This window comes from Castellaniella sp. MT123, from assembly GCF_039614765.1.
In the GTDB taxonomy this organism is placed as follows: domain Bacteria; phylum Pseudomonadota; class Gammaproteobacteria; order Burkholderiales; family Burkholderiaceae_B; genus Castellaniella.
In genome coordinates this window covers 1,523,148-1,542,111 of the sequence record NZ_CP154879.1, presented here as the reverse complement: position 1 = coordinate 1,542,111, position 18,964 = coordinate 1,523,148, and the positions used below count along the sequence as shown (strand labels likewise).

Here is an 18,964-nt window from a genome sequence, read left to right as displayed (position 1 = left end):
GACTGCTGTGGCGTGTCGATCCCGTTCATAATGGCGGCACACTGACGGGAAAAACGGATGAACGATACGACCAGGAATCCCAGGAGCGGCCATGGGGAATACAAGATTCCCGGCGGCAAACTGGTGGTGGTCGACCTGCGGGTCAATGAGGGACGGCTGAAAGACGTGCGGCTGTCGGGCGATTTCTTTCTGGAACCCCCCGAGGCGCTCGATGCCATCAATGCCGCCCTCGAAGGGCTGCCTTGCGGTACGGATGCCGGGCATCTGGCGGACGCGGTCCGGGGCGCCCTGGACGCCGACGTCCAGATGTTCGGCCTGAGTCCCGAAGGGATTGCCGTCGTTATTCAGCGGGCGCTGGCATGAACGAGACATCGATTCGTAGCCAGTGGACGGATTTCGACTGGCAGCTCGTTCACCCCGGGCCGCTGATGCCGCTGCGGCACATGGCGTTGGATCAGGTCCTGCTCGACGAAGTTGCTGCCGGCCGGCGTGCGCCGACCCTGCGGATCTGGGAATGGGCGGCGCCGGCGGTGGTGATCGGGATCTTCCAGTCCCTGAAAAATGAAGTCGATGCGCAGGCCGCCCAGGCGCACGGGATTCAGGTGGTGCGCCGCATCAGCGGTGGCGGCGCGATGTTTGTCGAACCGGGCAACACCATCACCTATTCGATCTATGCGCCGCTGTCGCTGGTGGAAGGCATGAGTTTCCAGGATGCCTATGCCTGCATGGACGACTTTGTCCTGCAGGCGCTGGGCGACCTGGGCATCAGAGCCTGGTATCAGCCCCTGAACGACATCACATCCGAAGGCGGCAAGATTGGCGGGGCCGCCCAGGCCCGGCGCGGCGGAGCCGTGCTGCACCATGTCACCATGGCCTACGATATCGACGCCACGAAGATGCTGCAGGTGCTGCGCGTCGGTCGGGAAAAGCTGTCGGACAAGGGCACGACGTCGGCGGCCAAGCGGGTCGATCCTCTGCGCAGCCAGACGGGGTTAGCGCGCGAAGTGGTCATCCAGCACATGGTGGATACCTTCCGGCGCCGCAACGGGCTGCGCGACGGGGCGCTGACGCCGGACGAGCAGGCGGCGGCCGAACGCCTGATCGGGGAAAAATTCGGCACCGAGGCCTGGCTGGCCAAGGTGCCCTGACCACGCGGGGCCTGCGGTCCCACGATGGTTTCCAGAGGCGGTTGCCCCGGCGATCGTTCAGTTCTGGTACATGGGCTGGTTGTCGTTCAGACGCAGCCAGCCCTTCACGATCCGGTAGATGATCCAGACGGTGTTGACCGCCAGGATGACGACACCGACATAGGCGAACACCAGGATGGCGCCGATCACCCCCCACAACAGGCCGAACCAGAAGGTGCGGATCTGCCAGCGGAAATGCGATTCCACCCAGGTGCCCTGGACGTCGCCGCGCTTGACGTAATTGATGATCACACCGATCACAGAGGGGACGCCGCCCAGAAAGAATCCGGCAACCTGCAGGGCATAGACCACCAGGGCCAGATTGCGGGCCGAGCGCAGGTTGTCGGCTGCGTTGGCGTGGTAAGGCGTGGACGTGTCTGTCATGGGGGATCGGGGTGGTTGACAATGCCTGGGATCGTAGCATGGCGTCCTGTTTCATTGAAGCTTCATACTGGAAGATGAAGTCTCGTGCCCGGACACGGCAACGATCGTGAAACGGCTTCCGGGATGTCCGCATCCAATGCACGAAACCAGCGATTTTCGCTGCGTGCTTCGGGAGATTCAGATGAAACGTTCAATGTTGATGGCGGCCGCCGCCGCCTTGGTGCTTTCCGTGGGTTCCGCCGGTGCGCTGGCCGCACAGACTTCAGTGATGAAGGCGCCGCCCGCCGCCCCCTACAAGGCCGTCAGTTCCCTGGTCAAGCTGCCCAGCTTCATTCCTGGCCTGGGGCAGTTGTTCGTTGACCCGTCGACCATCCCGGCAGGGCCGTTTCTGGGTTATGACCACAAAGGCCATCTGGTCACCACCACCTACATGATTCCGATCTCGCAGATGAAGGCGGGTATGAACTTGCAGGATCTGAAGGCGCCGGCCGGCAAGGTCGATCACGTGGACATCCAGTACAACGCCGGTCACCCGGGCGTTGAAGAGCCGCATATCCACATCGTCCTGTGGAATGTACCGGTGTCCGGGGAAAGCCGCGTGGCCAAATGATATGAACACCATCCCCTTCAATCCGGGACGGCGGCGCCTGCTGGCGTCCGGTGGCGGACTGTTGCTGACGGCAGCCCTGATCCGGCGGGCCGGTGCCGCTGACGAGGTGGTCATCGAGATGTCCGGGACGCCGGATGGTGCCCGCGTCTGGTTCCGGCCCCGGGGGCTGCTGATCCGGCCTGGACAGACAGTGCGCTGGGTGAACCGGCAGGCGGGCAGTGCGCACACGACGACCGCCTATCATCCCGACAACGGCAAGCCCCTGCGGATTCCCGCTGCGGCCACCCCCTGGAATTCCGGCTATCTGCTGCCTGATCAGTCCTTTGCGACGGTGCTGGATGTGCCCGGTGTCTATGACTATTTCTGCATCCCGCACGAGATGGCGGGGATGGTCGGGCGGATCATCGTGGGCGAGGCGCCGGCTGGTGTCGAGCCTTATGCGGCGACCGATACCAAACTGCCCGCCGTGGCCCTGGCGAACTTTCCCACGGTGGCCGACATCTTGAAGACCGGTCACGTCGATTGACCCCAACCTGGCCGGGACTCATCGCCTGGCGCGGCCTGAAGGGCCCATTTCACCTCCTGGGTGGGACGGGCCTTTCAGTGTGTGTTGTCCGTCGGGCCCGGCAGGAGTCCCGCTGCGCGCATCCGCACGTGCACGCCGGCCACGATCCGGTCGCAGCGCTCGCCCGCGAATGAAAAGGCGCCAGCGGCCTTTGGATCGAATTCCTGCCGCATGGCGGTCTGCAGCAGGTGGCGTGCCCGCATGAAACGCACCCGCACGGTCGCCTCGGGCATGCCCAGCACCTGGGCGACCTCGGCGGCCGGCATTTCCTCGACCCCGCGCAACATGAACACGGTCCGGTAGATGTCGGGCAGCGCGTCGATGTGCTGCTCGATTCGCTGCCGCAGTTCCGCACGCCAAGCCGATTGGTCTGGGCGCGCCGTGTCGGGGGCGGGGACATTGGAGCCGGGAGGAAGCATGCGGTCCTGCTCGTTGGAAGCCTGGTATGCCGATTGGATGTGAGCTTCGCGCGATTTGTTTCGTCGACGGCGCATCAGGGCCTCGTTGACGGTGATGCGGGTCAGCCAGGTCGCCGGTTGGGCATCAGCCCGGAAGTCGCCAAGATGCTGGAAGGCTTTCCACCAGGCATCCTGCACGGCATCCTCGGCCTCGGCTTCATCGTGCAGGATGCTGCGGGCCGCGCGGTAGAGCTGCTGGTTGTGCCGGCGCATCAGGATGTCGAAGGCGGCCAGGTGGCCGGCCCTGCAATAGGCGATCAGCGAGAGATCGTCGGCCTTTGCGAAGTCGTGTTGAATCTGGGTGTCCACATCGTCTCCTAATTCCGGTGGTGCCATTGGATGACGGTACCCCGGGAAACGTTTCACCGGCTGTCGCCGGAGGTGTCCCGTCCCGCGGGCGGGCATTCGGCGGTGTCGCGTGCCCGGCCCGCGGCCCTCATGCGGACGACTATGCGTGCGAGTGCCCGTGCAGGCCTTCGAGTGCCTGCAGTGCCAGATTGGAGTGCGCGTATGCGCCGCCCGCCCGCATTTCCGCCGCGACCCAGATGGCCTCCATGATTTCGGCATCCGTCGCGCCCGCGCGCGAGGCCCCTTCTGCGTGGCCTTTGATGCAATACGGGCACTGGGTGACGTGGGCGACGGCGACGGCGATGAGTTGCTTGGTCTTGGTGTCGAGGGCGCCGGGTGCGAAGACTGCCTTGCTGAATGCCTTGAAGGCGGCCAGCGGTTCCGGTGCGAGTTCCGCCCGGCGTTTGGCCAGTTCGGCAGTGGCATGGGGGTACATGGGTGTTGTATCCATGGAAAGCTCCTGTGTCTGGATTCTCTTGTCATCATAGACCTGGCTGTCCCGACCGGCCAGGGATCCCTTGCTGGTGTCAGGGAGGAGCCCCCTACCCCGCGAATCCGCCGTTGTTGAGGAATGCCTGTTCCTCTGGAGTGGTGATGCGGCCCAGTGCCGCGTTGCGGTGCGGGAACCGGCCGAAGCGGACGATGATGTTGCGGTGCTCGGTGGCATGGCGCAGAGCATCCGGGACGCGCAGACGGTACAGGTTGAGGCTTTCTTCCTGCACGGCCAGGTTTTCGGAGTGCATGAACGGCAGGCAAATGAACTTGCGCAGATCCGGCTCGAACTGGTCCAGAAAACCCAGGCTGCGGCGCGCGTAGGCCAGGGCCAGTCCGTCGGTGGCGAACATGTGGCCGGTTCCCCGGAAGGCATTGCGCGGATACTGGTCCAGCAACAGGATCAGAGCCAGGGCCGAGACTGGCTGCGTCAGCCAGTCTTCGAGCTCCTGACGGGCCGCCGCATAGTGCGCGTCATAGAACCGGCTGCGGAAGGTCGCATCGAAGGATGCATTTTTGGCGAACCACTTGCCGGGCCCCGCCTCGCGCCAGAAATCCACCACAGCCTGGGCGGCGTGGCGCAGGGTCGGAACAGTCTGTGGCGTGTGGTTCATGGCATCCCCGGTAGGTATTGGCTGGGTACCGCCGTCAGGGCGGGCGGCACCCATAAAGGTACTCCAATCCCCGATGCCTCAGGGCGGCGGAATCGCCGGTCCGACCGACGGCTTACAGCAGCTCGCGACGCAGATCCGCAGCCGATTTCGGGGAGAGCAGGCCGGGCGCCACGTCGAATACCGTGCGTGCGCCGGTTTCCCCCGCGGCCTTCATGCGCCAGGCGGCCCGGGCATAGGCCACCAGCACGCTGGAGGTGAACCCTGGATTGCTGGCGAGCTTCAGGGAATATTCCATCACCTGCGAGTCGCCGCTGCCGGACTGGCCGCTGCGGATCACGAACCCGCCATGCGGCATGCCGGCATGTTCGCGCCGCAATGTGTCGGCATCGATGAAATGGACCCGAGTGTCGTAATCCGCAAAATAATCGGGCATGGTGACGATGGCCTGTTCCACCTGCCGCGCATCGGCGCCGGGCTGCAGGACGACATAGCATTCACGGGTGTGCTTGTCGCGCGTGCCCAGTTGCGGCTGCTCGCCGGATCGGACCCGTTCGACGGCCTGCGGGACTGGAATGGTGTACTGCACGCCGCCCGCCACGCCCGGTACCCGGCGGATGGCGTCGGAATGGCCCTGGCTCAGCCCCTTGCCCCAGAAGGTATAGGTGGCGCCGCCCGGCAGAATGGCTTCGCCCATCAGACGGTTGATGGAGAACAGGCCCGGGTCCCAGCCTACCGCCAGAATGGACAAGTTGCCGTGCGTTCGGGCGACGGTGTCCACAGCCTCGAAATACTGTGGAATACGGGCGTGGGTGTCGTAGCTGTCCACCGTGGTGAACCATTGGGCCAGTTCGGGGCCCTGGACAGGCAAGTCGTCCTTCGAGCCCCCGCACAGGATCAGCACGTCGATCTCGTCCCGGTGAGCGGCCGCGTCGGCCAGTGGCCAGACCGGTACCGTCGAATTACCGACGGACAGGGTGGTTGCGGGACGGCGGGTGAAGATGCCGGCCAGATGCATGTCCGGGTGGCAGGCGATGGCGGCCTGTGCGCCGCGTCCCAGGTTGCCGTAGCCGGCGATACCGATGCGGATAGGGGATGATGCCATGTGGTTCCTTGCAGAAAATTTACGGCTGCCGGATCCTATCGCGCACAGCCCAGCGCTCGATGATCGGCCACAGATCCGCGGGGGACAGGGCGATGGCGTCCGCGTCCCAGCGCGCCGGGTCATCCAGGGAACAGTAGCCATAAGCGGCTGCGACGGTCGCCATCCCGGCGGCCTTGCCCGCCTGGATGTCGCGGGCATCGTCGCCGATGTAGATGCAGCGTTCGGGGCTGACGCCGGCCTGGCGGGCGGCATGCAGCAGAGGCTCAGGGTGTGGCTTGGTGTAGGGTGTCGTGTCACCCCCCACAGTCACCGTGCAGCGCGTGTCGAGCGCCAGATGGCGTACGATCGGGAGCGCCAGGGACTCGACCTTGTTGGTGACGATTCCCCAGGCCAGGGTCTGTCTGGCCAGCCGATCCAGCAGCGTCTCCACGCCGGGAAACAGGCAGGTGTGGACCAGCATGGCCTGGGCATAGTCATCCAGGAACCGCTGGCGCGTGGCGGCGTATTCGGGGTCTTCCGGCATCATGCCCAGCGCGGCTCTCAGCAGGCCGCGCGCGCCTTGGGACGCATGGGGGCGCAAGTCCTCGTAGGGCAGCGGCGGCAGATCGCGATACTGCCGCTGGCGGTTGGCGGCGGCAGCCAGGTCGGGAGCGGTATCGGCCAGGGTGCCGTCGAAATCGAACAGGATCAGGTGGTTCGGCATGGGGATGAGTCTGAGCAGGCCCTAGTCCGGGCGGCGGGCGGCCATCAGGTAGTTCACACCCGCGTCCGCCGACAAGTGATAGAGCCGCGTCAGCGGCTGATACTGGATACCGCTGAGCGCGGCGATTTCCAGGCCGGATGCGCGTGCGGCCGAGGCCAGTTCACTGGGAGTGATGAACTGTTCGTAGCTGTGCGTGCCCCGGGGGACCATGCGCAGCAGGTATTCCGCAGCCACGATTGCCAGCAGGAAGGACTTGGGATTGCGGTTCAAGGTGGAAAAGCACACCAGCCCGCCCGGGCGCACCAGACGCGCGCAGGCGTTCACCACCGAGGCGGGATCCGGCACATGTTCCAGCAGTTCCATGCATGTCACCAGATCGAACTGGCCAGGCTGCTGTGCGGCATAGTCTTCGGCGCTGATGCATTGATATTGCACCTGGACGCCGGATTCATGCCCGTGCAGGCGGGCGATCTGCAGGGATTGGGAGGCCAGGTCGATGCCCGTCACCTGCGCGCCTTCGGCCGCCATGGCCTCCGCCAGCAGGCCGCCTCCGCAGCCCACATCGAGCACCCGGCAGCCGGCCAACGTCCCCACCTGGGTGCGGATCCAGTCCAGCCGCAGGGGGTTGATGTCGTGCAGTGTTTTCAGTTCACCTTGCGGATCCCACCAGGTGGAAGCCAGCGCGCTGAATTTGTCGAGTTCTGCCTGGTCGACGTTGGCGGTTTGCATGATGGGTATCCTGAAATGAACAAGGCCCCGCACGCGCGGAGCCTTGGGTCCCGCCCCGCCAGAGGCGGGGCGACTCGTGCGGCCAACCGGATTATTTGCGGGTGCCGACGATTTCGATTTCCACGCGACGGTTCTTGGCGCGACCTTCGCGGGTTTTGTTCGAAGCGACCGGGCTGCTCTTGCCTTTGCCTTCGGCGTAGATGCGGTCAGCCGGGACGCCCTTGCTGATCAGGTATTGCTTGACCGAGTTGGCGCGGCGTTCGGACAGTTTCTGGTTGTAGGCCACCGTACCGATGGAGTCGGTATGACCCACGGCAATGATGGTTTCCAGATTGATGGAACTGGCCTGTTGGGCGACCTGATCCAGGACCTGTTTGCCTTCGGGCTTGATCGTGGACTTGTCGAAGTCGAAGAAGGTGTCGGCGTTCAGGACGACCTTGCTGGCGGTCGGGGCGACGACTGGGGCTTCGGCGACGGGCTTGCCGCAGCCTTCAGCGGCGGTGGCCGGCGTCCAGAATGCATCGCGCCAGCAGTTCTGGCCGCTGGCATCCTTCCAGACGTGACCGTCGACGTTGGTCACGTTGTCGGAAGCCGACGCGGTACCCACGGCAGCCATGGCAGCAATGGCGAGTCCGATTGCGATTTTGGAGGGTTTGTTCATGTTTCTCCTCGTTTGAGCATGATGCTTGAAAGTGACCGCAGCGAACCCCCGCCGCATCTCGAAAGAACGATTCCAGTATAGCAATGTCCAGTTGGAAAACTATGAATTGCGCTGGGTTTGGTGCGTGTTAGCCGAAATCTTAAGGCATTTTTCCCGGTGGAGTTAAGTGTTGATGCTCAGGTATGCGCACTTGGCGCGATTTCCTGGGACCAGGCCATCAGGCTGTGGGATTTTTGCAACGTCTGGTGGGATAAAAGAGTCGCGGCGACGTTTCACCGCCGATAGCCGGTGCAACCGATGGGACATCGGGGTGAATGATAGAATCAACGATTGGCCCCCACTTGTTTCACGCCTGTAGGTTTCGGACATATACATGGAATCCTTTGCCAAAGAGACGTTGCCCATTTCGCTCGAAGTCGAAATGCGCCGCAGTTATCTGGATTACGCGATGAGCGTGATCGTGGGACGCGCATTGCCCGATGTGCGCGACGGGCTCAAGCCCGTACATCGGCGCGTGCTCTTTGCGATGCACGAGCTGAACAACGACTGGAATCGGGCATACAAGAAATCCGCCCGTATCGTCGGCGACGTGATTGGTAAATATCACCCGCACGGCGATTCGGCGGTCTATGAAACCATGGTGCGCATGGCCCAGGATTTTTCCCTGCGCTACATGCTGGTGGACGGGCAGGGCAACTTCGGCTCGATCGATGGCGACAACGCGGCCGCGATGCGCTACACGGAAGTCCGGCTGTCCAAGATCGCCCACGAATTGCTGGCGGACATCGACCAGGACACAGTGGATTTTGGCCCCAACTATGATGGCAGCGAGCAGGAACCCCTGCTGCTGCCGTCGCGGTTGCCCAATCTGCTGGTCAACGGCAGCGCCGGGATCGCGGTGGGCATGGCCACCAATATTCCGCCGCACAATCTATCCGAGGTCGTCGAAGGCTGTCTGTACTGCCTGCGCAACCCGGATTGCACCATCGACGAGCTCATCGAGCGCATCCCCGCGCCGGATTTCCCGACGGGCGGCATCATCTACGGCATGTCCGGCGTGCGCGAGGGCTACCGTACCGGGCGCGGCCGCGTCATCATGCGCGCCAAGACCCATTTCGAAGACCTCACGCACGGTAACCGGCAGGCCATCGTGGTCGATGCCATTCCTTACCAGGTGAACAAAAAATCCCTGCAGGAACGCATCGCCGAACTGGTCAACGAGAAGAAAATCGAGGGCATCTCCGACATCCGCGACGAGTCCGACAAGGACGGCATGCGCCTGGTCATCGAACTCAAACGCGGCGAGGTCCCCGAGGTCGTCCTGAACAACCTCTACAAGAACACGCAGCTGCAGGAAACTTTCGGCATGAACATGGTGGCGCTGGTCGATGGCCAGCCGCGCCTGCTGAACCTGAAGCAAATGGTGGAATACTTCCTGCAGCATCGCCGTGAAGTCGTCACCCGTCGCACTATTTTCCAGTTGCGCAAGGCGCGCGAACGTGGCCATGTGCTGGAAGGCCTGGCCGTGGCGCTGGCCAATATCGACGACTTCATCGCCATCATCAAGGCCGCTCCGACGCCGCCCGTGGCGCGTCAGGCCCTGATGGAACGCAGTTGGGATTCGTCCCTGGTCCGGGAAATGCTGGCCCGTGCAGACGCCAACATCGCCTCCGGCGGGCGCACAGCCTACCGTCCCGAAGGACTGGAGCCACAGTACGGCCTGCAGTCCGATGGACAGTACTGCCTGTCCGAGGTCCAGGCCCAGGAAATCCTGAACATGCGCCTGCAGCGCCTGACTGGCCTGGAACAGGACAAGATCGTCGGCGAATACCGCGAGATCATGGACACGATCGCCGACCTGCTGGACATCCTGGCCAGGCCGGAACGCGTCACGACCATCATCGGCGACGAACTCCAGGCCATCCGGGCGGAATTCTCCGGCGCCGCCGATCCGCGCCGTTCGGAAATCGAGTTCAACGCGACCGAGCTGGAAACCGAAGACCTGATTACCCCGATGGACATGGTGGTGACCTTGTCGCGTAGCGGCTACATCAAGAGCCAGCCGCTGTCCGAATATCGTTCGCAAAAACGGGGCGGGCGCGGCAAGCAGGCCACCACGATGAAGGATGACGACTGGATCGACCAGTTGTTCATCGCCAATACGCACGATTATCTGCTGTGCTTCTCCGATCGTGGCCGTGTCTACTGGCTGAAGGTCTGGGAAGTGCCCCAGGGTTCGCGCAATTCACGTGGCCGCCCCATCGTCAACATGTTCCCCCTGGTCGATGGCGAGACCATCACCGCCGTGCTGACAGTCAAGGGCTTCAGCGACGATCATTACGTCTTCATGGCCACGTCGCGGGGTACCGTGAAGAAGACCCCGCTATCGGACTTCTCCAACCCGCGCAAGGCCGGCATCATCGCCGTGGGCCTGGACGAGGGCGACTACCTGATCGGTGCCGAACTGACCGACGGCCAGCATGACGTGATGCTGTTCTCGGACGCCGGCAAGGCGGTGCGGTTCGACGAGAACGACGTGCGCCCGATGGGTCGCACGGCGCGCGGCGTGCGCGGCATGTCGCTGGATGACAGCCAGTCCGTGATCGCCCTGCTGGTTGCGGAAGACGAAACGCAAAGCGTGTTGACGGCCACGGGAAATGGCTATGGCAAGCGCACCTCCATCGTCGAATATACGCGCCATGGCCGCGGCACCAAAGGCATGATCGCGATTCAGACCTCGACGCGCAACGGCAAGGTCGTCAGCGCCGTGCTGGTCCAGCCCGAAGACGAGATCATGCTGATCACGACCGGCGGCGTTCTGGTTCGTACCCGGGTCGCCGAGATCCGCGAGATGGGCCGTGCTACCCAGGGGGTCACCCTGATCAATGTCGATCAGGACAGCCGCCTGTCCGGCGTGCGCCGGGTCGCCGAAAGCGATGCGGACGAGGACGATTCCGAATCCGGCGATGCCACGGATCCCGCCTCGGGCGCGGCCGGCCCCGATGGCGGCGCGGCACCCGATGTTGCCGGCTCGTCCAATGATTCTTCTTCGACTTGAACTTAAGGATCCTTCATGAATCGCCCGTGGAATTTTGCGGCCGGCCCCTCGACCATGCCTCTGGAAGTCCTGCAACAGGCCGCCGCCGACTTGTGCGACTGGCAAGGCAGCGGCATGTCGGTCATGGAAATGAGCCATCGTGGCAAGCACTACAGCCGCATTCGCGACGAGGCGGAAGCCGACCTGCGCGCGCTGCTGGCGGTGCCCGACGATTTCGAGGTCCTTTTCATGCAGGGCGGCGCGTCGGCGCAGAATGCTGTGATTCCGCTGAACCTGATCGGCCGCGCGGGACGCGGCCGCGCCGACTATGTGCTCAGCGGGCATTGGGCGCGCAAGTCCTGGAACGAGGCGCAGCGCTACGGCGACATCGCCGTCGCGGCCACCGCTGAATCCGAAGCCGATTTCGATGGCCGCCGCTACGGTGCGTGGTGCTGGTTGCCGGCCCAGGATCAATGGCGCGTGCGGCCCGATGCGGCCTATCTGCATCTGTGTGCCAACGAGACGATCGGTGGTGTCGAGCAGGCGGTAATGCCCGACATGGCGAGCCTGGGCGCGCCGGACGTGCCGCTGGTCGCCGACATGTCGTCGAACATCCTGTCGCGGTCCATCGATTTTTCGAAGCTTGGCCTAGTCTACGCCGGCGCCCAGAAAAATGCCGGCCCCGCCGGCGTCACGCTGGTGTTCGTGCGTAAAGACCTGCTTGGCCATGCTTTGCCGCATTGCCCTTCGGTCTTCGACTATACCAATGTCGCCGGGGCGCAATCCATGTTCAATACGCCGCCGACTTACGCCATCTATATGGCGGGGCTGGTGTTCAAATGGCTGCTGCGCAACGGCGGCGTGGCGGCTATGGACGTGGCCAGCACGCGCAAGGCTGCTGCGCTGTACGGCTATCTGGACGGATCGTCCTTGTATGAAAGCCGCATTCATCCGGCAGTGCGCTCGCGCATGAATGTGCCTTTCTTCCTGCGGGACGAATCGCTCAACGCCACCTTCCTGGCGCAATCGGAAGCGGCCGGCCTGCTTGCGCTCAAGGGACACAAGGCCGTCGGCGGCATGCGGGCGTCCCTCTACAATGCCATGCCCTTCGAGGGTGTTCAGGTGCTGATCGACTTCCTGCGGGATTTCGAGGCGCGTCATGGCTGATCAGGACTTGAAGTCCAGCCTCGAACCTCTGCGGGCCCGGATCGATACGCTCGACGAGCAGATCCTGGTGCTGCTGAATCAGCGTGCCCAGGCTGCCCTGCAGGTGGGCGACGTAAAAAAACGATTCGATGCTAGCGGGCCCATTCTCAAGCCTGAACGCGAGGCGCTGATCATCCGCCGCCTGCAGTCGGTCAATATGGGACCGATTCCCGAGGCGGCGGTGGCGGCGATCTGGGGACAGATCATTTCCGCCTGCCGGGGGCTCGAAAGCGTGCTGACCGTGGCATTTCTGGGGCCGCAGGGCTCGTTTTCCGAACAGGCGGCCTACGAGCATTTCGGCCAGGCCATCACCGGGCTGCGCTGCGACTCGTTCGACGAGGTCTTTCGCGTGGTCGAGGCCGGACAGGCGGATGTCGGCATGGTGCCGGTGGAAAACTCCACCGAGGGCGCGGTCAACCGCAGTCTCGACCTGTTGCTCAATTCCTCGCTGAAAGTCCTGGGCGAGCGCACCATCCGCATCCATCACAATCTGCTGACCCTGACCGGCGGCCTGGAAGGCGTGCGGCAGGTGTTGGGACATCCCCAGGCGCTGGCCCAGTGCCAGGGATGGCTCAGCCGCAACCATCCGGGGCTGGAGCGCCTGCCAGTGGCCAGCAACGCCCAGGCGGCCCGAATGGCCGCCGACGATCCCGCTTGTGCCGCGATCGCGGGCGATGCCGCGGCGGCGGCCTGGGGGCTGAGCGCTGTGGTCAATGGCATTCAGGACGATCCGCAGAACCAGACCCGTTTCCTGGCGGTGGGGCCCCACGATGCCGGCCCGACTGGGCGGGACAAGACCAGCCTGATCCTGGCGGTGCCCAACCGAGCCGGCGCGGTCTACGAGATGCTGGCGCCGTTGTCGCGGCACGACGTCTCCATGACCCGGTTCGAGTCGCGACCCGCCCGCACCGGCCAGTGGGAATATTACTTTTACGTCGACCTGCTGGGTCACCACCAGGACGAGCCTGTCAGCCAGGCCCTCGCCGAATTGCGCCAGCAAGTCGCTTTTTTCAAAATTCTGGGTTCCTATCCCCGGCAATGAGGTGATGCTTTCATGACTCAGTCCCTGGCGCCTGAACACGTCCGCGCAATCGCGCCCTATCAACCGGGAAAGCCCATCGAGGAACTCGCCCGGGAATTCGGTCTGGATCCGGCCAGCATCATCAAGCTGGCCTCCAACGAGAATCCGCTGGGTTGCTCCGGCCGGGTGCGCGAAGCGCTCAGCGAAGCGGCGGGTACCCTGCAGGGGCGTTATCCGGATCCCAACGGCTTTGACCTGAAGGCCGATCTCTCCGCGCGTCATGCCGTGCCGGCCAGCTGGATCACGCTGGGCAATGGTTCGAACGACCTGCTGGAACTGGCTTCGCTGGCCTTGCTGGACGAGGGCACATCGGCGGTCTACGCGCAGCATGCGTTCGCAGTGTATCGACTGGCGACCCAGGCGCGCGGCGCGCGTCATCTGATGGTGCCAGCCCGGGATTACGGCCATGACCTGCCCGCCATGCTGGACGCGATCGCCGATGACACCCGCCTGGTGTTCATTGCGAATCCGAACAACCCGACCGGCACCCACGTGCCGGCTGATCAGGTCAAGGCCTTTCTGGACGCCGTGCGGTCGCGTCACGGCGAACGCGTGACTGTTCTGCTGGACGAAGCCTACGACGACTACCTGGATCCGGCAGAACGGGTCGATAGCGCCCGGTGGGTTCAGGAATATCCCAACCTGATCGTGACCCGCACCTTTTCGAAGGCGTACGGGCTGGCCGGATTGCGGGTGGGTTACGCACTGGCCCAGCCGCCCCTGACCGATTTGCTGAACCGGGTGCGCCAGCCTTTCAACGTCAATGTCTTGGCGCAACTGGCCGCACGGGTGGCGCTGGCCGACACCGATTTCCTGGCGCGCACTTATGCGTTGAATCGTGATGGTCGGGCCCAGTTGCAGGGCGCGTTCAAATCGCTCGGGCTGGATTTCGTGCCCAGCCACACGAACTTCGTCCTGGTCAGGGTCGGCGACGCGCCGCGTATCAATACGGAACTGCTGCGCCGGGGCATCATCGTCCGGCCCGTGGCGGGCGATGGTCTGCCGCAGCATCTGCGGGTCAGCATCGGGTTGCCGCAGGAAAATGCCCGCTTCGTCGAGGCGCTGTCGGATATTCTCGGCACATGACCAGTGTTCCCGACCCTCTGGTCCCTGTCCTGGCGGTCGTCGGAACCGGCCTGATCGGCGGATCCTTCGCAGCCGCCTTGCGTCGGGTGGGACAGGTCGGGCGGGTTCTGGGGGTGGGGCGCCAGCCGGCATCGCTGCGGCGTGCCCGCGAACTGGGATTGATCGACGAGGTCGCCGACCTGAGTCAGGCTGCCGCCCAGGCCGATCTGATCTTTCTGGCGACCCCGATCGGGGCCATGCCCGCCATCCTGAAGACCTTGGCGCCGCTGCTGCGCCCCGGCACACTGGTGACGGACGCGGGCAGCACCAAGTCCGACGTCGCCCGGCTGGCGCGGGATATCCTGGGGGATCGCCATCCGCAATTCATCCCCGGGCATCCCGTCGCCGGGTCGGAGATGACCGGCCCCGAAGCCGCCGACCCCTTGCTCTACCACGGATGCAAGGTCGTTCTGACGCCCTTCGACGAGACGCCCGGCGCCGTGCAGCATCGCCTGATCCGCATCTGGGAAGCCTGTGGTGCCCGTGTGCTGCTGATGGATCCGGTCGCCCATGATCAGGCGCTGGCCAGCGTCAGCCATCTGCCGCATTTCCTGTCCGCGGTCTACATGGGGCAGGTGGTCCATACTCAGGACGCCGACACTCGGCTCAACCTGGCGGGGACGGGCTTTCGGGATTTCACACGCATCGCGGCCGGGTCCCCCGAGGTCTGGCGCGACATCTTTTTTTCCAATCGTGCAGCCGTGTTGCGTGAACTCGACGACTTCGAGCAGGTCCTGAAGATCTGGCGCGCGGCGCTCGAGGACGACACGCATCCAGGTACTCTGGAAGCCCTGCTGGATCAATCCGCGCTGGCCCGTCGCTTCTGGGGTGGCCGCAGCCAAATGCCATGAACGATCGAACACCTTTTTTGACCCTGAAGCCGTCTGTCCGGGCGAGCGGAACCGTCGTCCTGCCAGGTTCCAAAAGCATCTCCAACCGCGCGCTGCTGCTGGCGGCGCTCGCCGACGGCACCACCCAACTCGACGGTCTGCTGGATTCCGACGATACCCGTGTGATGGTCGCGGCGCTGCGGACTTTGGGCGTCGATCTGCATGCGCTGGATTCGGGTGGGCTGCGCGTGACCGGTTCGAGCATCTGGCCCCAACGGCGGGCGGACCTGTTCCTGGGGAATGCGGGCACCGCGTTCCGGCCGTTGACGGCCGTGCTGGCCGTCATGGGCGGGGACTACCGGCTGTCGGGCGTGCCGCGCATGCACGAGCGGCCGATCGGCGATCTGGTCGAGGCCCTGCGGGGGCTGGGCTGCGCAGTCGGATACGAGACGCAGGACGGCTATCCGCCGCTGCGGATCGGGCAGGGCGCGTTGCATCCGGATCAGCCGATCCGCGTGCGCGGCTCGGTCTCCAGCCAGTTCCTGACGGCGCTGCTGATGGCCGCGCCGGTCGCCGCCGGGCGTACTGGCCGCGACGTCGTGATCGAACTGGACGGGCCCCTGATTTCCAAACCCTACATCCTCATCACGCTGAACCTGATGGCGCGTTTCGGCGTCACCGTCCAGCGCGAGGGCTGGGATCGCTTCACGATCCCGGCGGGTGCCCGCTATCGCAGTCCCGGCCGCTACCGCATCGAGGGCGACGCCTCCTCGGCTTCCTATTTTCTCGGGCTGGGGGCGATTGCCGGCGGGCCGATCCGCATCGAAGGCATGGGCCGCGACAGCATCCAGGGCGACCTGGCCTTCGCCGAAGTCGTCGAGGCCCTGGGAGCCGATGTTCGTTACGAATCCGACGCTGTGGTCGTCCAGGGCGGGGTGGTGGCCGACGGCGCGCGTCTGCGGGCATTCGACCGGGATTTCAATCTCATTCCGGACGCGGCCATGACGGCGGCCGTCCTGGCGCTGTACGCCGACGGCCCCTGCCGCCTGCGCAACATCGCCAGTTGGCGGGTGAAGGAAACGGACCGGATCGCGGCCATGCATGCCGAACTGACCCGTCTGGGTGCCCATGTGGAATCCGACGAGGACAGCCTGACCGTTCATCCGCTGACGGCCGGGCAGTGGCAGGCCGCCGAGATCCGTACCTACGACGATCACCGGATGGCCATGTGCTTTTCGCTGGCGGCGTTCGGTCCCGTGCCTGTCACGATCCTGGATCCGGACTGCGTCGCCAAGACTTATCCAGCCTATTTCAGGGATTTTCAGGGCCTGCTGCAGGATGCATCCGGTGCGCCGGTTATCACGATCGACGGGCCGACCGCCTCGGGCAAGGGCACCATCGCCCAGCGTGTGGCCGAGCATCTGGGCTGGCACGCGCTGGACAGCGGCGCGCTCTACCGGCTCACGGCGCTGGCCATCCTGGGGGCGGGCGGCGATGGATCCGACGAAAGGCAGGCGGCACGCCTGGCCCGTGACCTGGACGTGCGTTTCGAGTCCGGCGCCATCCTGATGGGTGGCGAAGACGTCTCCAGGCGGATCCGCCAGGAAGAGATCGGCAATCTGGCCTCCCGAGTGGCTGCCTGGCCGGCGGTGCGCGAGGCGCTGCTCGCGCGTCAGCGCGAATTCCGCCAGGCACCGGGCCTGGTCGCGGACGGGCGGGATATGGGCAGCGTCGTCTTTCCCGATGCGTCGCTGAAAATTTTCCTCGACGCCGATGTCCACGTGCGCGCCCGAAGGCGCCATAAGCAGTTGAGTGGCAAGGGAATTTCTGCTAATCTAGACGACCTTTTAAGTGATCTTCGCGCCCGTGATGCACGGGATCGGGATCGCGCACATGCGCCGCTTGTTGCGGCAGCGGGTGCGGTGACGATCGATTCGTCCCATGCCGGGATCGATGATGTTGTCCAACAGGTGCTCGACCTCTGGTCGGCACGCGGGCCCGCCTGACGGATCCTGTCGGTCTTCCGGCTGCCGTCATGCGGGATTTTTGCTCACTCCGCCGGGGAAATCCTGGCGTGTCATGATTGCCCCTCGGGGCGTATGGATTACTGTTCATGTCCACCCTTACCACCGAAGCCGCGCTGGGCGGCGAAAGCTTTGCCGATCTGTTTGCCGCAAGCATCAAGGATCAGAACATGCGCTCCGGCGAGGTCATTTCGGCCGAAGTCGTGCGCGTCGACCACAATTTCGTCGTGGTCAATGCAGGCCTGAAGTCCGAAGCCTACATCCCCCTGGAAGAATTCCTGAACGATCAGGGCGAACTGGAAGTCCAGGACGGCGATTTCGTGTCCGTGGCCATCGATTCCCTGGAAAACGGCTATGGCGACACCATCCTGTCGCGTGACCGTGCCAAGCGCCTGTCGGCCTGGCTGCAGCTGGAACAAGCCCTGGAATCCGGCGAACTGGTCAACGGCACCATCACCGGCAAGGTCAAGGGCGGCCTGACGGTCATGACCAACGGCATCCGCGCGTTCCTGCCCGGTTCGCTGGTCGATCTGCGTCCCGTCAAGGACACCACCCCCTACGAAGGCAAGACCCTCGAATTCAAGGTCATCAAGCTCGACCGCAAGCGCAACAACGTCGTGCTGTCGCGCCGTGCCGTGCTCGAAGCCAGCATGGGCGAGGAACGCGAAAAGCTGCTCGAGAACCTGCACGAAGGTGCGGTGGTCAAGGGCATCGTGAAGAACATCACCGACTACGGCGCGTTCGTCGACCTGGGCGGCATCGATGGCCTGCTGCACATCACCGACATGGCCTGGCGTCGTGTCCGCCACCCCTCCGAAGTCCTTCAGGTGGGTCAGGAAATCGAAGCCAAGGTCCTCAAGTTCGACCAGGAAAAGCAGCGCGTGTCGCTGGGCGTCAAGCAACTGGGCGAAGATCCCTGGATCGGCCTGGGCCGCCGCTACCCGCAAGGCACCCGCCTGTTCGGCAAGGTCACCAACCTGACCGACTACGGCGCGTTCGTCGAAGTCGAAGCCGGCATCGAGGGTCTGGTGCACGTCTCCGAAATGGACTGGACCAACAAGAACGTCGATCCGCGCAAGGTCGTCACCCTGGGCGAGGAAGTCGAAGTCATGGTCCTCGAAATCGACGAGGATCGCCGCCGCATCTCGCTGGGCATGAAGCAGTGCCGCCCCAATCCGTGGGAAGACTTCGCCGCCAACTTCAAGCGTGGCGACAAGGTCCACGGCGCGATCAAGTCCATCACCGACTTCGGCGTGTTCGTTGGTCTGCCGGGCGGTATCGACGGCCTGGTGCATCTGTCCGACATCTCCTGGACGGAAACCGGCGAAGAAGCCGTGCGCAACTTCAAGAAGGGCGACGAGCTCGACGCCGTGGTGCTGGGTATCGACACCGACAAGGAACGCATCTCCCTGGGCGTCAAGCAGCTCGAAGGCGATCCGTTCAACAACTTCGTGGCCACTTACGACAAGGGTGCCGTCCTCTCCGGCACGGTGAAATCCGTCGAGCCCAAGGGCGCGGTCGTGACCCTGTCCGTGGACGTCGAAGGCTACCTGCGCGCATCTGAAATCTCCGCCGGCCGCGTCGAAGACGCGACCACCGTGCTGCATGCGGGTGACCAAGTCGAAACCATGATCGTCAACATCGACCGCAAGGTGCGTTCGATCCAGCTGTCGATCAAGGCGCGCGACAATGCGGAAACGGCCGAGACCATCCAGCGTATGACCGAAGCCAGCGCCTCCTCGGGGACCACCAATCTGGGTGCCCTGCTGAAGGCCAAACTCGATCAGCAGCGCGACAACTGATGCCTG

General features: G+C 64.3%; 19 protein-coding genes. 11 read left to right on the top strand and 8 right to left on the bottom strand.

What is annotated here, in order from left to right:
- Positions 1–57: 57 nt before the first annotated feature.
- Entirely contained in the window at positions 58–363 is a 306-nt protein-coding gene (locus ABCV34_RS07180) for a biotin--protein ligase (RefSeq protein WP_345798520.1), read from the top strand.
- Positions 360–1,148 (top strand): biotin/lipoate A/B protein ligase family protein, encoded by a 789-nt coding sequence (locus ABCV34_RS07175; RefSeq protein WP_345798519.1) that lies wholly within the window; start codon positions 360–362, stop codon positions 1,146–1,148. The genes ABCV34_RS07180 and ABCV34_RS07175 overlap by 4 nt, the downstream gene beginning before the upstream one ends.
- A 57-nt stretch (positions 1,149–1,205) precedes the next feature.
- Here the strand turns inward: ABCV34_RS07175 and ABCV34_RS07170 are convergent, their stop codons facing one another.
- Positions 1,206–1,571 (bottom strand): hypothetical protein, encoded by a 366-nt coding sequence (locus tag ABCV34_RS07170; protein WP_345798518.1) that lies wholly within the window; start codon positions 1,569–1,571, stop codon positions 1,206–1,208.
- Between the two features lie 181 nt (positions 1,572–1,752).
- Between ABCV34_RS07170 and ABCV34_RS07165 the strand changes: the two genes are divergently transcribed.
- Both ABCV34_RS07165 and ABCV34_RS07160 read left to right on the top strand, forming a co-directional pair.
- A complete protein-coding gene (locus ABCV34_RS07165) occupies positions 1,753–2,181 on the top strand; it encodes a hypothetical protein (protein WP_345798517.1) in 429 nt (142 codons plus the stop codon).
- Position 2,182: 1 nt separating this feature from the next.
- Entirely contained in the window at positions 2,183–2,707 is a 525-nt protein-coding gene (locus ABCV34_RS07160) for a plastocyanin/azurin family copper-binding protein (RefSeq protein ID WP_345798516.1), read from the top strand.
- A 74-nt stretch (positions 2,708–2,781) separates the two neighbouring features.
- Here ABCV34_RS07160 and ABCV34_RS07155 read toward each other — a convergent pair whose 3' ends face one another.
- The 7 genes from ABCV34_RS07155 to ompA form a co-directional block, all read right to left on the bottom strand.
- Positions 2,782–3,513, bottom strand: a complete 732-nt coding sequence (locus ABCV34_RS07155; protein WP_345798515.1) for an RNA polymerase sigma factor — start codon at positions 3,511–3,513, stop codon at positions 2,782–2,784.
- A gap of 139 nt (positions 3,514–3,652) precedes the next feature.
- On the bottom strand, positions 3,653–4,003 hold the full coding sequence (locus tag ABCV34_RS07150; protein WP_345798514.1) for a carboxymuconolactone decarboxylase family protein: 351 nt from the start codon (positions 4,001–4,003) through the stop codon (positions 3,653–3,655).
- 91 nt (positions 4,004–4,094) lie between these two features.
- Positions 4,095–4,658 carry a DUF924 family protein gene (locus tag ABCV34_RS07145; RefSeq protein ID WP_345798513.1) on the bottom strand — a complete coding sequence of 188 codons (564 nt, stop codon included), beginning with the start codon at positions 4,656–4,658 and terminating at the stop codon, positions 4,095–4,097.
- Positions 4,659–4,770: 112 nt separating this feature from the next.
- On the bottom strand, positions 4,771–5,760 hold the full coding sequence (locus tag ABCV34_RS07140; protein WP_345798512.1) for a diaminopimelate dehydrogenase: 990 nt from the start codon (positions 5,758–5,760) through the stop codon (positions 4,771–4,773).
- 19 nt (positions 5,761–5,779) lie between these two features.
- A complete protein-coding gene (locus ABCV34_RS07135) occupies positions 5,780–6,463 on the bottom strand; it encodes an HAD-IA family hydrolase (RefSeq protein WP_345798511.1) in 684 nt (227 codons plus the stop codon).
- Positions 6,464–6,484: 21 nt separating this feature from the next.
- The gene (gene ubiG, locus ABCV34_RS07130; RefSeq protein WP_345798510.1) at positions 6,485–7,192 is read right to left on the bottom strand and encodes a bifunctional 2-polyprenyl-6-hydroxyphenol methylase/3-demethylubiquinol 3-O-methyltransferase UbiG; all 708 of its coding nucleotides are present in this window, start codon (positions 7,190–7,192) and stop codon (positions 6,485–6,487) included.
- Between the two features lie 91 nt (positions 7,193–7,283).
- Positions 7,284–7,853, bottom strand: a complete 570-nt coding sequence (gene ompA, locus ABCV34_RS07125) for an outer membrane protein OmpA (protein ID WP_345798509.1) — start codon at positions 7,851–7,853, stop codon at positions 7,284–7,286.
- 373 nt (positions 7,854–8,226) lie between these two features.
- Here ompA and gyrA point away from each other — a divergent pair, with 373 nt between their 5' ends.
- From gyrA to rpsA, 7 genes are all read left to right on the top strand, one after another.
- Positions 8,227–10,911 (top strand): DNA gyrase subunit A, encoded by a 2,685-nt coding sequence (gyrA, locus tag ABCV34_RS07120; RefSeq protein ID WP_345798508.1) that lies wholly within the window; start codon positions 8,227–8,229, stop codon positions 10,909–10,911.
- A 15-nt stretch (positions 10,912–10,926) separates the two neighbouring features.
- Positions 10,927–12,057 carry a 3-phosphoserine/phosphohydroxythreonine transaminase gene (gene serC / locus ABCV34_RS07115; protein ID WP_345798507.1) on the top strand — a complete coding sequence of 377 codons (1,131 nt, stop codon included), beginning with the start codon at positions 10,927–10,929 and terminating at the stop codon, positions 12,055–12,057.
- Positions 12,050–13,138, top strand: a complete 1,089-nt coding sequence (gene pheA / locus ABCV34_RS07110) for a prephenate dehydratase (protein ID WP_345798506.1) — start codon at positions 12,050–12,052, stop codon at positions 13,136–13,138. The genes serC and pheA overlap by 8 nt, the downstream gene beginning before the upstream one ends.
- Before the next feature lie 12 nt (positions 13,139–13,150).
- Complete coding sequence (hisC, locus tag ABCV34_RS07105) at positions 13,151–14,263, top strand: histidinol-phosphate transaminase (RefSeq protein ID WP_345798505.1); 1,113 nt, start codon at positions 13,151–13,153, stop codon at positions 14,261–14,263.
- On the top strand, positions 14,260–15,153 hold the full coding sequence (locus tag ABCV34_RS07100) for a prephenate dehydrogenase/arogenate dehydrogenase family protein (protein ID WP_345798504.1): 894 nt from the start codon (positions 14,260–14,262) through the stop codon (positions 15,151–15,153). The genes hisC and ABCV34_RS07100 overlap by 4 nt, the downstream gene beginning before the upstream one ends.
- Positions 15,150–17,138 carry a bifunctional 3-phosphoshikimate 1-carboxyvinyltransferase/cytidylate kinase gene (locus ABCV34_RS07095; protein WP_345798503.1) on the top strand — a complete coding sequence of 663 codons (1,989 nt, stop codon included), beginning with the start codon at positions 15,150–15,152 and terminating at the stop codon, positions 17,136–17,138. The genes ABCV34_RS07100 and ABCV34_RS07095 overlap by 4 nt, the downstream gene beginning before the upstream one ends.
- Before the next feature lie 107 nt (positions 17,139–17,245).
- Positions 17,246–18,958 (top strand): 30S ribosomal protein S1, encoded by a 1,713-nt coding sequence (gene rpsA, locus ABCV34_RS07090; RefSeq protein ID WP_345798502.1) that lies wholly within the window; start codon positions 17,246–17,248, stop codon positions 18,956–18,958.
- Positions 18,959–18,964: the final 6 nt, after the last annotated feature.

What these genes read in the sequence shown, in the direction of transcription:
- ABCV34_RS07180 (WP_345798520.1), top strand. Translation starts at nt 58, where the DNA reads ATGAACGATACGACCAGGAATCCCAGGAGCGGCCATGGGGAATACAAG.
- ABCV34_RS07175 (WP_345798519.1), top strand. Translation starts at nt 360, where the DNA reads ATGAACGAGACATCGATTCGTAGCCAGTGGACGGATTTCGACTGGCAG.
- ABCV34_RS07170 (WP_345798518.1), bottom strand. Translation starts at nt 1,571, where the DNA reads ATGACAGACACGTCCACGCCTTACCACGCCAACGCAGCCGACAACCTG.
- ABCV34_RS07165 (WP_345798517.1), top strand. Translation starts at nt 1,753, where the DNA reads ATGAAACGTTCAATGTTGATGGCGGCCGCCGCCGCCTTGGTGCTTTCC.
- ABCV34_RS07160 (WP_345798516.1), top strand. Translation starts at nt 2,183, where the DNA reads ATGAACACCATCCCCTTCAATCCGGGACGGCGGCGCCTGCTGGCGTCC.
- ABCV34_RS07150 (WP_345798514.1), bottom strand. Translation starts at nt 4,003, where the DNA reads ATGGATACAACACCCATGTACCCCCATGCCACTGCCGAACTGGCCAAA.
- ABCV34_RS07145 (WP_345798513.1), bottom strand. Translation starts at nt 4,658, where the DNA reads ATGAACCACACGCCACAGACTGTTCCGACCCTGCGCCACGCCGCCCAG.
- ABCV34_RS07140 (WP_345798512.1), bottom strand. Translation starts at nt 5,760, where the DNA reads ATGGCATCATCCCCTATCCGCATCGGTATCGCCGGCTACGGCAACCTG.
- ABCV34_RS07135 (WP_345798511.1), bottom strand. Translation starts at nt 6,463, where the DNA reads ATGCCGAACCACCTGATCCTGTTCGATTTCGACGGCACCCTGGCCGAT.
- ubiG (WP_345798510.1), bottom strand. Translation starts at nt 7,192, where the DNA reads ATGCAAACCGCCAACGTCGACCAGGCAGAACTCGACAAATTCAGCGCG.
- ompA (WP_345798509.1), bottom strand. Translation starts at nt 7,853, where the DNA reads ATGAACAAACCCTCCAAAATCGCAATCGGACTCGCCATTGCTGCCATG.
- gyrA (WP_345798508.1), top strand. Translation starts at nt 8,227, where the DNA reads ATGGAATCCTTTGCCAAAGAGACGTTGCCCATTTCGCTCGAAGTCGAA.
- serC (WP_345798507.1), top strand. Translation starts at nt 10,927, where the DNA reads ATGAATCGCCCGTGGAATTTTGCGGCCGGCCCCTCGACCATGCCTCTG.
- pheA (WP_345798506.1), top strand. Translation starts at nt 12,050, where the DNA reads ATGGCTGATCAGGACTTGAAGTCCAGCCTCGAACCTCTGCGGGCCCGG.
- hisC (WP_345798505.1), top strand. Translation starts at nt 13,151, where the DNA reads ATGACTCAGTCCCTGGCGCCTGAACACGTCCGCGCAATCGCGCCCTAT.
- ABCV34_RS07100 (WP_345798504.1), top strand. Translation starts at nt 14,260, where the DNA reads ATGACCAGTGTTCCCGACCCTCTGGTCCCTGTCCTGGCGGTCGTCGGA.
- ABCV34_RS07095 (WP_345798503.1), top strand. Translation starts at nt 15,150, where the DNA reads ATGAACGATCGAACACCTTTTTTGACCCTGAAGCCGTCTGTCCGGGCG.
- rpsA (WP_345798502.1), top strand. Translation starts at nt 17,246, where the DNA reads ATGTCCACCCTTACCACCGAAGCCGCGCTGGGCGGCGAAAGCTTTGCC.